The organism is Chryseobacterium sp. HNCC26DJ241 (assembly GCF_057180505.1).
The window spans coordinates 53,544-67,112 of the sequence record NZ_JBXUGL010000010.1 but is presented as its reverse complement, the minus strand read 5'-3'; the positions used below and the strand labels follow the sequence as shown (position 1 = coordinate 67,112).

At 33.1% G+C, this 13,569-nt stretch carries 15 protein-coding genes; 3 read left to right on the top strand and 12 right to left on the bottom strand.

What is annotated here, in order from left to right:
- From AC2A1C_RS07160 to AC2A1C_RS07135, 6 genes are all read right to left on the bottom strand, one after another.
- Positions 1 to 1,374, bottom strand: a complete 1,374-nt coding sequence (locus AC2A1C_RS07160) for a DUF4153 domain-containing protein (RefSeq protein WP_484024768.1) — start codon at positions 1,372 to 1,374, stop codon at positions 1 to 3.
- 32 nt (positions 1,375 to 1,406) lie between these two features.
- The gene (locus AC2A1C_RS07155; protein WP_484024767.1) at positions 1,407 to 1,892 is read right to left on the bottom strand and encodes a Coq4 family protein; all 486 of its coding nucleotides are present in this window, start codon (positions 1,890 to 1,892) and stop codon (positions 1,407 to 1,409) included.
- Positions 1,893 to 1,966: 74 nt separating this feature from the next.
- Positions 1,967 to 2,257 carry a hypothetical protein gene (locus tag AC2A1C_RS07150; RefSeq protein ID WP_484024766.1) on the bottom strand — a complete coding sequence of 97 codons (291 nt, stop codon included), beginning with the start codon at positions 2,255 to 2,257 and terminating at the stop codon, positions 1,967 to 1,969.
- A gap of 10 nt (positions 2,258 to 2,267) precedes the next feature.
- Complete coding sequence (gene bchE / locus AC2A1C_RS07145; RefSeq protein ID WP_484024764.1) at positions 2,268 to 3,728, bottom strand: magnesium-protoporphyrin IX monomethyl ester anaerobic oxidative cyclase; 1,461 nt, start codon at positions 3,726 to 3,728, stop codon at positions 2,268 to 2,270.
- Between the two features lie 195 nt (positions 3,729 to 3,923).
- Positions 3,924 to 4,214 carry a winged helix-turn-helix domain-containing protein gene (locus AC2A1C_RS07140; protein WP_484024762.1) on the bottom strand — a complete coding sequence of 97 codons (291 nt, stop codon included), beginning with the start codon at positions 4,212 to 4,214 and terminating at the stop codon, positions 3,924 to 3,926.
- 45 nt (positions 4,215 to 4,259) lie between these two features.
- Positions 4,260 to 4,877, bottom strand: a complete 618-nt coding sequence (locus AC2A1C_RS07135; protein WP_484024760.1) for a hypothetical protein — start codon at positions 4,875 to 4,877, stop codon at positions 4,260 to 4,262.
- A 119-nt stretch (positions 4,878 to 4,996) separates the two neighbouring features.
- Between AC2A1C_RS07135 and AC2A1C_RS07130 the strand changes: the two genes are divergently transcribed.
- The 3 genes from AC2A1C_RS07130 to AC2A1C_RS07120 are packed head-to-tail and all read left to right on the top strand — an operon-like array spanning position 4,997 to position 7,795.
- Complete coding sequence (locus AC2A1C_RS07130; protein ID WP_484024758.1) at positions 4,997 to 6,592, top strand: class I SAM-dependent methyltransferase; 1,596 nt, start codon at positions 4,997 to 4,999, stop codon at positions 6,590 to 6,592.
- Between the two features lie 30 nt (positions 6,593 to 6,622).
- The gene (locus AC2A1C_RS07125; RefSeq protein ID WP_484024757.1) at positions 6,623 to 7,225 is read left to right on the top strand and encodes a hypothetical protein; all 603 of its coding nucleotides are present in this window, start codon (positions 6,623 to 6,625) and stop codon (positions 7,223 to 7,225) included.
- 45 nt (positions 7,226 to 7,270) lie between these two features.
- Complete coding sequence (locus AC2A1C_RS07120; RefSeq protein WP_484024755.1) at positions 7,271 to 7,795, top strand: YfiT family bacillithiol transferase; 525 nt, start codon at positions 7,271 to 7,273, stop codon at positions 7,793 to 7,795.
- 17 nt (positions 7,796 to 7,812) lie between these two features.
- Here the strand turns inward: AC2A1C_RS07120 and AC2A1C_RS07115 are convergent, their stop codons facing one another.
- The 6 genes from AC2A1C_RS07115 to AC2A1C_RS07090 all read right to left on the bottom strand — a co-directional run bounded on the left by AC2A1C_RS07115 (position 7,813) and on the right by AC2A1C_RS07090 (position 13,539).
- Positions 7,813 to 8,577: an enoyl-CoA hydratase/isomerase family protein gene (locus AC2A1C_RS07115; RefSeq protein WP_484024753.1), complete on the bottom strand. Its 765-nt coding sequence runs from the start codon at positions 8,575 to 8,577 to the stop codon at positions 7,813 to 7,815.
- A gap of 9 nt (positions 8,578 to 8,586) precedes the next feature.
- Positions 8,587 to 8,925 carry a 7(1) septoil knot domain-containing protein gene (locus AC2A1C_RS07110; protein WP_484024751.1) on the bottom strand — a complete coding sequence of 113 codons (339 nt, stop codon included), beginning with the start codon at positions 8,923 to 8,925 and terminating at the stop codon, positions 8,587 to 8,589.
- Positions 8,926 to 8,942: 17 nt separating this feature from the next.
- Positions 8,943 to 11,438, bottom strand: coding sequence for a phenylacetic acid degradation bifunctional protein PaaZ (gene paaZ / locus AC2A1C_RS07105; protein WP_484024749.1), 2,496 nt, complete (start codon positions 11,436 to 11,438; stop codon positions 8,943 to 8,945).
- 65 nt (positions 11,439 to 11,503) lie between these two features.
- A complete protein-coding gene (locus AC2A1C_RS07100) occupies positions 11,504 to 11,917 on the bottom strand; it encodes a PaaI family thioesterase (protein WP_484024747.1) in 414 nt (137 codons plus the stop codon).
- Positions 11,918 to 12,004: 87 nt separating this feature from the next.
- On the bottom strand, positions 12,005 to 13,147 hold the full coding sequence (locus tag AC2A1C_RS07095) for a 3-hydroxyacyl-CoA dehydrogenase NAD-binding domain-containing protein (RefSeq protein ID WP_484024745.1): 1,143 nt from the start codon (positions 13,145 to 13,147) through the stop codon (positions 12,005 to 12,007).
- Positions 13,144 to 13,539, bottom strand: coding sequence for a four helix bundle protein (locus AC2A1C_RS07090; RefSeq protein ID WP_484024743.1), 396 nt, complete (start codon positions 13,537 to 13,539; stop codon positions 13,144 to 13,146). The genes AC2A1C_RS07095 and AC2A1C_RS07090 overlap by 4 nt, the downstream gene beginning before the upstream one ends.
- Between the last annotated feature and the right edge of the window lie 30 nt (positions 13,540 to 13,569).

Genomic DNA, 13,569 nt, shown 5'->3' with positions numbered 1-13,569 from the left:
TTATTTTACTGTTTCATAGTACATTATTTTGGAAAGGAAAGTTTGTCTATCATCAGAATTATATTTTGTAGCTACTTTCTCAATAATACGTTTTTTTATGCTTTTATCTTTTATATGATTCAAAAGAATTCTTTCATTATAATCGACATCTGTAATTAGATAATTGATATCAAAATTTTCTTTTTGAAGGTTATAATTGCTCAAAATTCCTCCCCAATTGATATAACTGCAAACCAAAATTGTTCCATAGAAATACCAAATCATTTGATTGAACAAATACGCATTGGTTTTCTGTTTCTGAATTTTAATGAAAGTAAAAAAGAGCCCAATTACACTTAAAATCAAAAACGCATATACTCCCAATCTTTTATAGGTAAGTCCAAGATTGACAACATATTCCGTATTTTTTGCCATTGCTGAAAATACCAATACGACATTCAAGATAATCCAAATCTTTGCAGAAATTTTCAGCAAACCTGCGTTTTTATCAAAATTGAAACCGGATTTGAAGTAAAACAAAATCACCACAACTGCCATCACAATACTGAAAATAACAGCAGCTACTCTTTCATGTGTCTCTTCTGATAACTGAGATGGTGTTTTCGGAATTTCGTAAAACTGTTCATAATTATAGGTGAAAATAAAAAACAAAAGCATGACATTCAGCAACATGAATGTAATAACCCCACTCGCTCTTTCCAAATCCAATGTCATAAAACCAAAAGTAGGTTTTGCTATTTTTTCTTGATTCAGAAAATTATTTTCCAAATAATGGTTCTGCTTATAAATCAATCTTTCAATGGCAAAATTCCAGAAATTGAAGGCTATGAAAAAACCGAGTGCAGAAATTGCAAATAATTGCCCAAAATTAAGATCCAATTCAAAATCGACGAACAGATTAGCAAAATGATCGCTTCCATAAGTATAGATGCAGAAAAATGCAATCAAAAAAACAGAAGGAATCAGTACAAATGCTATTAGTTTTTGCAGCATTCCCGAAGTATTGCGTTTTGGAAGCCACTTTTCAAAACTTAAAAACCGGAAAATGAAAGTGACACAATTCACAATAAAAACAGGAATAATAAAGAATGTTTTCAGCTTTCTGGTTTTGGATTTAAATGCCAATAAGATAAGCGAAGCTGATACCGCCAAAAAGGACGGAAAATCTCCGTACCAAGCAAAGGCAAAACTCGATAAAACAGAAGTGGTAAATAAAACAAAGAAAACTTTTGTCTTATTTTTTTCGGGAGTTTTGTATAGTGTGAACAATGCATACACAATACCAAGAATTCCGAGATTAAGTCCAAGATTTTCATCATAAAAAAGTACTATGAAAAGTGCTGTTGTGAGGATGATTAAGTGGTGGATTTTCATTTTTTTGAGATTTAAAAAATTAAAAAATTTAGTTAATAAAGAACTGTTGGATTTTTCTGCTGAATAAAATCTTTCAGATGCTGAAAATCTTGCCAAAGCAGAGCTTCAAAATCCCAATGATGGAAGGCTTTCATATTTTTTCCTTTTCTATAAGCCTTTAAATATGTTTTAAAATGCTCCGGAAATATTAAAGTTCCCAGAAATAACACGCCTAAGAGATATGCACTTCTCTTTCCGTTCCCGAAAAGCAGATACTGCATTGCAATTTCGTCCGCTACATTAGTTCCGCATTCTGTAATAAGATGATAGACATCATGGTTTTCCATTTGCGGAATCATACGAAAACCATGTTTTTCATAAAATTCTCCTAATCTCCTTCCAAGAGAATCTTCCTGAAAGGCAAGAAGCTGTTTTTCATTGAATTGCCATTTCCTTTTCTTTCTTTTGAAGAATCTGCGGTAGTGCTTTTGTGAGATTTCATACATGAAAACTAAAAATTTCACGCGTAGTTTTTTCATATTCAAATATTTATTTTTTTATAATTCTTTCAGAACCATCCTTTATATTATTTGGTTGTTCTATAATTTATTTTTTAAACGTTGAGTCCTATAAAAGCATAAAGAATAGCGATAGGAATATTAATTAAAAGAATGGCGATAGATTTTAAACAAACTATAAGCTGAGTTTTACTAAATAATCCGTAGAAAAGCAAGCAGCAGGCTACTAATAAATTGAGAAACGAGCCAAATAAAAGAAGCATGAATCCTCCTGCCATAAAGCCTTCGTTTCTTGTAATTAAATAACCGATAAGACAGATATTTCCTAATAAAAATGATACCCCAAATAGAAATTTGCCTATGTTTAAAATGTTTTTATTTTCCATTTATGATGATTTAAGATTTCCAATAATTTTTCAATAGCATTTTGTTACGGCTTTTCGGAACTACAAAAAAGTACTGGTATAGTTCCCAAAACCAAACCCTGCGTCCGATATTAACATACCATTGCATTGCTTTTCTCAGCCTTTTATCTTTTTGAAAATAGGTTCTGTAGATTGCTTTCGGACGAATTTGCAAAATCAGTTCTACCAATTTCACCAGTAAAATCACTTGCCAAGATTTTAAAAATTTGGTCTTCAAAATCTGATGCTTGTAATCCCAAAATGCTTGGTCTTCTATTATAATTTCTCTTTCTTCAACTTCCGAAAAATAAGGAGTCCATTTGTGCGGCGTTAGATACAGCAGTTGAATTTGATCCGGGTCGTATTCTAATAATTGTCTGAGACTATTGTAAAAATCTTTAGGTTTTTCATCCTCAAATCCTACTACATACGTTGCCATAGACAAAATTTTGTGCTGTCTCAAAAGTTGGATGGCTTCTTTGTCTTTAGAAATAGTACCCGCTTTTTTAATTTTTTCTAAAACTTCCTCATCATAATTTTCAATTCCCAGTAAAAACCTCTCAAATCCTGCTTTTTTGTACAGGTGAAGAAAATCTTTATCCCTCACAATATTATCTGCACGGATGGAACCAACCAATATCAAATCAAGATTTTTTGCTACTAAAGCCTGCAAAAACTCCTTCCACATTTTCGGATTAGAAGATGGGTTTTCGTCTGCGAAATTGATGACTTCAATACCGTATTTTGTATGAAGCATTTCTATTTCGTCTGCCAATTTTTGTGGATTTCTATATCTGAATTTTTGCCAAAAAAGATTTTGACCACAGTAAGCACACGGATACGGACAACCTCTGGAAAATTGCAAAACCACTGCTTTTTTCTTTCCCCAATAGGTATAATTGTATCCCTTCATAAGTTCCCAAGCAATTCTGAACTGGTCTAAATCTTTTATTAAAGAAGCCGGTGCATTTTTATGCGCAATTTCGTTTTTTCTGTACGCAATTCCTTTTACTTGAGAGATTTCCGAAGGAGCAAAAACCAATGTTTTCATCAAGTTTAGGCAAGTTTCTTCCCCTTCACCACAAACTATATAATCTATGGTTGGATTTTCTTCTAAAATTTCTTTCCAATGATAGGTTGGGAAAACTCCGCCAACAATTATTGTCGTTTCAATTTTATCTTTAATTAGTTTTGATAATTTATTAATGATGGGTTGAGCCGAAGTAGAACCGGAATGTCCCATCAAAATAAAATCAGGCGGTTTGTTTTCAATTAGTTTTAAAATTTCGTCCAGAGTACAGTTGTAAAAATCGGCATCTAATAATTCTACCTTAAAACCGTTATCAATGAGTGGTCCCGCTATTGACAATAAACCTAAAGGAGGAAGATGTTCATTTGCTAATCTGCTTCCAATAGATTTGTGTGGTGGATTGATAATTAAAATATTTTTCATAAAAAACTTTGCTAATTAATTTTTTAAGGAGAGTCAGTTCCAGCCTTCTACAAAAAGGTTTCCGAAAAATGCAGTTGCCAATATCAAAACCGAAACCGCAAAGACGATCGTTGTTTTTTGTTTTTGTAAAATCATATTATTTAATTTTTTATAAAGTACTTTGTATTTCAAAGTTTAAATACAAAAAAATATACACTATTTTCCCAATAATTTTTCCAAAGAGTTTAAATGTTCTGCAAAAGCATCTCTCCCATTTTTTGTTACTCTATAAGAAGTTTTAGGCTTTTTTCCTACAAACTCTTTTTTTACTTCTATATATCCTACTTTTTCCAAAGCATTACTGTGGCTCGCCAAATTACCGTCTGTAATTTCAAGCAAATTTTTCATTTCAGAGAAATCAACCCAATCGTTTACCATAAGAACAGACATAATGCCCAATCTTACACGACTTTCAAATTCTTTGTTAAGTTGATTTATTTTTATCATTATTACAGAGATCCTATATTTTTATTAAGACAGAAAAATTTTAGTTTATTTATACTTCTTATGCATAATCAATCCGTACACAATATGCAATATTCCAAAACCAATAGCCCAAAAAACTAAACCCCAACCTAAAAAGAAAAGGGAAAGTAATCCCAGAAAAATTTCGCAATATCCCAAATATCGAACATCGGAAAAGGTATATCTTTCTGCACTTACCAAAGCCAATCCGTAAAAAACAAGTGTGGCCGGTGCAATAAATACAAATAAATTATAATACAAAAGTGCAATACAAAACATACCGCCTGTAAATAATGGAACTGAAAAATCCAGCAAAAGTTTTTTACTGGTAGCATCCCACATTGGAAGATTCTTGTTTTTGCTTTTTTTAGCAGTAAAAAAATAACCGAAAGAAATCGCCAAAACCAAAATAACCAGACCAATTATAAAAAGTTCGCAGACCAAATCTTTACTGAATACATTTTTATCTCCTTCAAAATAATCAATTCCTTCTCTTTGAAAAACAAAATATACATATCCTGCTCCTAATAAAGCCGTCAAACCTGCAAAAACTCCGGACAAACCACTTAGAGAAATAAATCTGGAAGAACGCTCCATCATAGAACGGATGTGCGATAGGTCTTCGTGATAGTTTTTCGTTTCCATATAAAGAACTTTGAAATACAAAGTTAAAATTAATTTTTAATCTTCAAAATATTTTTTATTTAAAATAAGAGAAATTTTTAAAAAATTACTATCTTGAGCATGATTGAAACCAAATTTTCATGGATAAAAAAAACCTCAGAAGTACCATTTTCAGGCATCTTGACGGAATTGTAACCGCTCCTGTTGCAGATATTTTGCAGAGAAAAAATGTTCTTGACCTCATCAATAATGAAAAAAAGATAACTCTAACACAAATTTGCCTAAAAATTCCATGCAATAAAGGATACATGAATGTGGCTTTAAGAACGCTTGCTTCACAAGGTTTTTTAGATTACAAAATTGACAATGCAGAAAATGAAGTGTCTATTTCTGCAAATGAAAAAACAGCACAGATTTTACCTTTTATTCCTCTTTATCAAAAAATTATTCCTTTTCTGAAAGAAACTACTTCTTCTCAATTTCAGAATTTTGAGCTATCCTCATTTTCAGATTATTCCTATTTATTGGATGAATTCAAAACCAATTTTGGATACACTAATGAAGAAGTCCAAAATAATGATATTTTAAATCAAGTCTTAAAACATATTGAAGGTTGCATAGCCGGTCCAATCATAGTACAACTCGGAATGCGCGGAATGTTTCATAAATATTTTATGGAAACTTCTTTCCAAGCGGGAGAATTCCATAAAAATCCTGAAAATTTTGAAAAAATATTGGACTTTCTTACCGATTTAGGCTGGTTTACAAAGAATAACAACAACTACAAATTCACCGAAACCGGTGTCTATTTTGCAAGAAGAGCCACTTCTTACGGAGTAACGGTTTCTTATCTTCCCATGTTTTGCAAATTGAACGATTTGCTATATGGAAATCCAAATCAGCTAAGAAATATTAGTGAGAACGAAGATGAAGCTCATGTAGACAGAAAAATGAATGTTTGGGGAAGTGGCGGTGCACATTCCACCTATTTTAAAGTAGTTACCGATTTTATTATTTCTATTTTCAACAAACCCATCTCAGAACAACCGAAAGGCGTTTTGGATATGGGATGTGGAAACGGAGCATTTATTCAGCATATTTTTGAAACTATTGAAAGACATACTCTTCGCGGAAAAATGCTGGAAGAGCATCCTTTATTTCTTGTAGGTGCAGATTATAACAAAGCAGCTCTGAATGTAACCCGAGCCAATTTAATCAATAATGATATTTGGGCAAAAGTAATTTGGGGCGACATCGGAAATCCCGACCAACTTGCCGAAGATCTGAAAAATGATTATAACATTAATCTTTCAGATCTATTGAATATCCGGACATTTCTTGATCACAACAGAATCTGGGAAGCGCCTAAAAAAGATGAAAACAGAATCAGTACTTCAACCGGAGCTTTTGCTTTTCGGGGAGAAAGACTTTCCAATAATGATGTGGAACAAAGCCTAAAAGAACATCTTGAAAAATGGCTTCCTTATATCAGAAAAAACGGATTATTGGTAATCGAGCTTCATACCATTGCTCCGGAACTCACTGCAAAACATTTAGGCGAAACCGCAGCTACAGCTTATGATGCAACACATGGTTTTTCTGACCAGTATATTTTGGAAATTGAAGTTTTCCAAAAAGTTTGTAAAGAACTTGGTCTTAGTGTAAACAAAGAGCTTTTCAGAAAATTCCCCTATTCTGAATTGGCAACTGTTTCTATTAATTTACTGAAAGTATGATTAAAAAAAACAATTGAATTTAGTCAAATTATGCTAAAAAGAATAACACTTATTTTATTAATTGTTCCAATTTATTTTTTTGGACAAAACACTTATAAATATTCCTCTAAAGAAGGATATTATTTTATAAAGAAAGCTCAAAAGCAAGTTGACAAAAATAATATAGAAAAAGCAAAAAAATTAATTGAAAAAGCAAAAGATACTAATTATGGATTTTGCGGAAATGCTTGGGCAGAAGCAAATTCAAAGATTAAATTAATTGAATCTCAAATTTTAAACAAAGAAAAGAAGTACGATGAATCAGTAGCTATTTTGGAGTCAATAAAGGGTTGTAGTTATGGTGCAGATTGCATGAAAAGAGATTCATTAAAAATAACAACACTATTTTTAAAATTTGGAAAAGAAAAAGTGAAAAACTCTTTCGAGAATGTAAATGAAATATCAAAAATTGAGAATGAGAATTATGAAGAAACTTATTCTGTTTATTTAAAGGAATTAGATTATACATTCAGTTTTGTAAAATCAGACATTTCATTTCTTGATAAAAACGGAAAAGAAATACCCAAAAAAAAATATAAAAATGAATTTAAAAAAATTGCGCAAAATCAACTATTTTATGAATTACTAAAATAATTGTCCTAGAGCTTAAGTGAATATTCTAAAAGATACAAAAAAATTATGGAAATCGAAAAACTGAAATATCCCATCGGAAAATTTCAATCTCCTGAAATTATAACCAAAGAACAAATTGAAAATTGGATTCAGATTATTAAGCATTTTCCAAAAAAACTAAAACAAGAAGTTGAAAATCTAAGCGAAAACGAACTTGAAAAAGAATACCGTCCAAATGGATGGACGATAAGACAAGTTGTAAATCATTGCGCAGACAGCCATATGAATAGTTTGATACGATTCAAACTCGCTCTAACGGAAGATACTCCCACCATAAAACCTTATGCAGAAAACTTATGGGCAGAATTGCCGGATTCCAAAAAATTTCCAATTCAGAGTTCGTTAAAAATATTGGAAGGTATCCATGAAAGATGGACACATCTCTTGGAAAATTTGACAGAAAAAGAATTGGAAAAACAATTTAACCATCCTGAAAACAATGAACTTATTTCCCTGAAAACAGCAATCGGACTCTACGCTTGGCATTGCAACCATCATTTAGCCCATATTATAAATGCAAAAAATATCTAAAAATTAAGAGCTAACGTTTATTTAGCTCTTAACTTTTCTTTAATCAATTCAATATTTTTTTTGGCCGAATCTTCCAGAATGAGACTTGCACTCATAAAAATTCTTTCCGGCATCAGTTCGTTAAAATGTTCCGTTCCTTCCCAAGAAACTTTTTTGATTAAAGCCAAAGCGTCTTTGCTTCTGGAAGATAATTTCTGTAAAAATTCCTCCAATGTGGAATCCATTTCGGCAATATCTTTGGATACAGAATGATAAATATTGTGTTGTTTTGCCCATTTCGCCGAACGAAAATCTGAATCAATCGCCATTGCAGAAAATTGAGATTTTCCAATTTTTCTTTCTACATAAGGTCCTATTACAAACGGACCTATTCCGAGGTTAATTTCCGTTAAAGCCAATTCTGCATCTTTTGTGGCAAAGCAATAATCGGCTCCACAAGCAATCCCTACTCCACCTCCTGTGGTTTTTCCCTGAACTCTTACCACTACTATTTTTCCGCAAGTTCGCATTGCATTCAGCACTTTGGCAAAACCTCCGAAGAATTTTTTAGAAGTTTCTATTTCGTTAATTTCTAGTAATTCATCGAAACTTGCTCCTGCACAAAAAGCTTTTTCTCCTTCGGATTTTAGGAGAATAGCTTTTACTTCTTCTTTTGCGCCTTCGTCTAAAATAGTTTGGGCTAATTTTTCTAAAATTTCTCCCGGAAGGGAATTGCTTTTTGGGGTTCCGAACGTAATTTCGGCAATGCTATTTTTAATTTCTGAGGTTACGAATGGTTCCATTTCTTTTAATCAATATATTAAATGCTTTTTCTCACTATTTCTCCATCCAGCTTGATTTTCATAGTCTACAAAATAAATTTTGAGATCTGCTTGGTTTTCATAATCTACAAAATATATTTTCTTATCTGCCTGATTCCCGTACTTTACAAAATACCATAAACCATCTTTTCCCTTTGCCTGATTTTCATACTTCACTTTATATACTTTCAAATCGGCTTGATTTTCATATTTTACAACATATACTTTTACATCAGCTTGATTTTCATAATTTACCGAATATATTTTCTGGGCTTTCATTTTTAATGAAAACAATAGAAATAGTGTAGAGATAATAACTGTAAGTTTCATATACTAATTAATATTTTTCATATCAACCCAAACTGTTTAAAATGATGAGTAAAATGTTTTCTTTGGAAGAGCTCCATCATTTCTTTATTCAACATTCCAAATCTTGGATGATAATGTTCTGCTTCGGGATTTTCTCTGTAATAAATTAAAAATTCTTTTAAAGCCTCCAATAATTTTTCTTTGGCTTCATCAAGATTTTTAAATCGTAATGTCAATTCTTCTCCTTCTTTTAGTAATGGATATTTTGCCCCTAAACGAATTTCATTATCTGTATACAACCAATCTTGAAGTTTCTCAAGTTTTTCGCCCGGAATTTCAGGAAAATCTTCTGCTTTAAGTTTTCCAAAACCATTTCTGAGGACTTCTCCCAAATGTTCAACCATCAATTGTGGAGACATATTTCCGAATTTTCTCTCCGAATTTTCAGTAAGATTTTTCAGAATTTTTTCAATATTTTTATAATTCAGCTCAATAAAAGGCGATTTTTTGGCAACCAACGTTAAAATCGTCGCTACGCAAACCACTTCTTCTCTTTGGTTTATCACCTCAACCAACCATTTTACTACTCCACTCGGAATATTTCTACCTTTTACGCCTCTGTTGATTTTTTCTTTTGCTGTTAAATAAACGGTGATGGTATCACCTGCATAAACCGGTTTAAAGAACGAACAATTTTCCAGTCCGTAGTTTGCAATTACGGGTCCTTTTTTCCCAGAAACAAATAATCCTGCCGCTGCGGAAAGGATAAAATATCCGTGAGCAACGGTTTTATCGAAGATTGTTCCGTTTAAAGAAGTAGAATCGGTATGAGCATAAAAATGATCCCAAGAAACATTGGAAAAATTGACAATATCGGCTTCGGTAACGGTTCTTCCTGCTGTTTCCAGAGAATCTCCCACTTCTACTTCTTCAAAATATTTTCTGAAAGGATGTTTGTCACTGAATTTTTTCTCTGCACCTTGCGTATAAACTTTAGTAATCGCCGTTAAAACATCCGGAGAACCTTGTATCGCCGTTTTTTGCAAGAAAAAATGAAGCCCATTCAATCCGCCCATTTCTTCGCCACCTCCTGCTCTTCCAGGACCTCCGTGCATTAAAGTTGGAAGTGGAGAACCGTGTCCTGTACTTTCTTTGGCGTTATCTCTGTTCAGCACAAAAATTCTACCGTGTGTGGAAGCCATTTTCCAAGAAGTTTCGGCAACAAATTGATCGTCGTGAGAAACGATAGAACCTACCAAACTTCCTTTTCCTCTTTTTGCCAAAGCAGCCGCTTCTTCTGCATCTTTGTAAGGCATTATCGTGGAAACAGGTCCAAATGCTTCTACATTGTGAGAGATATTTTTTTCGAAAGGTTTATCATTTAAGAATAATTTCGGACTTATAAATGCTCCTTTTTCGTAATCTGCATCTACCAATTCGTGTTTTCCATCGTAAATAAGCTCCGTTTCGGATTTTAGCAACTCTATTTTGCTTTTCACCACCTCCATTTGTTCTTTTCCTACTAAAGAGCCCATTCTGGTTTCTCTATTCAATGGATTTCCTATTTTGGTTTTATCTAAAGCCTTTGATAAAGCATTCTGAACGTCTCCTATTAAATTTTCGGGAACGATAATTCTTCGGATGGCAGTACATTTTTGACCTGCTTTGGTGGTTATTTCTCTTTGCACTTCTTTGATAAACAAATCAAATTCCGGAGTTCCCACTTTTGCATCTAAACCAAGGATGGAACAGTTTAAAGAATCGGCTTCCATATTGAAACGCACTGCATTTCCGGCGATTGAAGGCAAAGATTTTAATTTTCTTCCTGTGGTTGCAGAACCTGTAAAAAGAACCGAATCTCCGTCTTTCACATAGTCTAAAATATTTCCGGGCTCTCCGCAAACCAATTGAACGGCACCTTCCGGAAGCAGTCCGCTTTCAATCATATCCTGAAAAACGGCATTCGTTAAATAAGAACCAAAAGGAGACGGTTTTACAATGGAAGGAACTCCCGCTAATAACGAAGTGGATAATTTCTCTAACATTCCCCAAACCGGAAAATTATAGGCATTAATTTGCACCGAAACGCCTTCACTGGGTGTGAGAATATGCGTTCCGAGATGTGTTCCGTTAGCTGAAATTTTTTGCGTATCTCCATCTACCCAAAACGGCGTATTCGGAAGCATTCTTTTTGCCAATCCGGAATACGTGAAAAACGTACCGAAACCACCTTCAATATCTACCCAAGAATCTATGTGGGTTGCACCGGTTTTGTAGGAAAGTTCGTAATATTTTTTCTTTCGTTCGAGGAGATAAAGTGCTACTTTTTTCAGCATTTCGCCACGATCGTAGAACGTCATTGAAGAAAGATTTTTATAACCTATCGTTCTTCCGTAATGAAGTGCTTCTTCGAAATTAATTCCTGAGGTATCGGAAATAGCCACTAATTCTCCGTTTACTGCGTTATAAAGCGGAATTTCGTTTCCGTTTCCTTCTATCCATTGACCGTAAATATAGTTTTTTAGTTTTTCCATATTTAATACTTTTTAGATATTTAATGATTGTATTGACACGCGATAAATCGCGTCTCTACAGTTTATCATAAATCTGTTACTTTTTTCCCGATTTTATAAACCGTCCCTCGAAAAGAAGCAACAATTTCTTTATCCTGATTCGTAATTTTAATATCGTAAACGGCTGTTTTTCTCGTATCTGCAACCAAAATACTTTCAGCGAAAAGGATATCGTTTTCCCTTACTGCTTTTGTAAAATTAATGACACAATTCAACGCAACTGCTGCTTCATTGGTATTGTTGGAAGAAAAAGCAAGTGCAGAATCTGCAAAAGCAAAGGTAATTCCACCATGAACGGTTTTCAATCCGTTAATCATTTCCTTTTTTATGGGCATTTCGATAAGGCAGTAATTTTCTTTAACCTCAACCAAAGAAATATTCATCCACCGGGAAAAATAATCTTGATTGAGCATATATTTGGCGATTTCTTTTGGTGTCATTTTTTTCAATTTGTTAATTTGAAAATGTGAGAATTTGAAAATGATAATAGATAACTTGATTTTCAAATTACCACATTCTCTCATTGTCTAATTCATTTTACGAAGTAACGGACTTTGTCTGTATCGTTCTTCCTGATATTCTTCGTAAAGGTTTTGCAGGGTTTCGGAAATTTTATCGTAGCCGATTTCTTTTCCCCAAGCTAATAATCCTTTCGGATAATTTACGCCTTTTTGCATCGCCATTTCTATATCTTCATCGGAAGCAATTTTCAATCTTTTGGCTTCCACAGCTTCATTAATCAACATCGAAATAATTCTCATAAAAATGATTTGGTTGTCGATTATCTGTTGTTGGTTGTCAGTTGTTGGTTGTTGATTCTTTTCTTCGGAATAATCGTAAAAGCCTTTTCCTGTTTTTCTCCCCCACAATTTAGCTTCGCTCATTCTTTGCTGAAGAAGGCTCGGTTTGTATTTCGGATCGTAGAAATAGTCTTTGTAAACGGTAGTTGTAACTGCAAAATTGACGTCAATTCCAATTAGATCCATCAGTTCAAAAGGTCCCATTTTAAAATTTCCTAAAGTTCGCATTGCATCATCCACTTGTTCTGGAGTTGCAAGATTTTCTTCAACCATTCTCAATGCTTCTCCGTAAAACGGACGTGCAATTCTATTGACAATAAATCCGGGAATATCTTTAGCAATTACTGGAGATTTACCCCAAGATTTCATCAACTCCACTACATTTTTCGGCAATGATTTTTCCGTTAAAAGTCCGGGAATAATTTCTACCAAAGGCATCAATGGAGCCGGATTGAAAAAATGTATCCCAATAAAACGTTCCGGCTTTTTCAAATCTGCGGAAAGCGAAGTGATGGAAATGGATGATGTATTGGAACTCACAATACAATTTTCTGAAACTACATTTTCCAGTTCTGCAAAAACTTTTTGTTTGATTTCCTTGTTTTCAATAATGGCTTCGATCACCAATTCGCAATCTTTCAGCTCATTCAATTCTGTACAGAATTTTATCCGGTTGAAAATATTTTCTGCTTCTTCAAAGGTAATTTTTCCTTTTTGAGTCAGATTTTGTAATGTATTTTCAAGATTTTGCAGAGATTTTTCTGTTTGATCTGCATTTGCATCATACAGAAATACATTGCATTTGGATGTTGCCGCAACTTGCGCAATTCCTATTCCCATTGTTCCGGAGCCGATGATTCCAATATTCATATATTAATTTGAAAATTTGAGAATGAGTTAATTTGAAAATTATTTGAGTTAGAACTTGAAATAATTTTAGACAGAATTAATCCAATTTCTTTTAAATCTGAAATTAATTTTTCGTTTGGGGAGTTCAAATGTGGAGATTTTAGACATAACAAAAGCCAATATTCTGTTTCATCAGCTTCCTTGGCAGCAATTTTTATTTTGTGAATAAAATCTGCCTTGCTTTCTGCATTTTGAGCCTCTCTGACATTTGCTCCAATCGAAGTTCCAGATTTGAAAATCTGATTTGCTAATGGAAATTTTTTAGATTCATATAAATTTTCAGTGAAATCAATAATATCTAATGCAAAAACAAAAGTCTTATTTACAATAATATTTTCTTTGTCATTCCTCATTTTCAAATTTTCAAATTAATTCATTCTCAA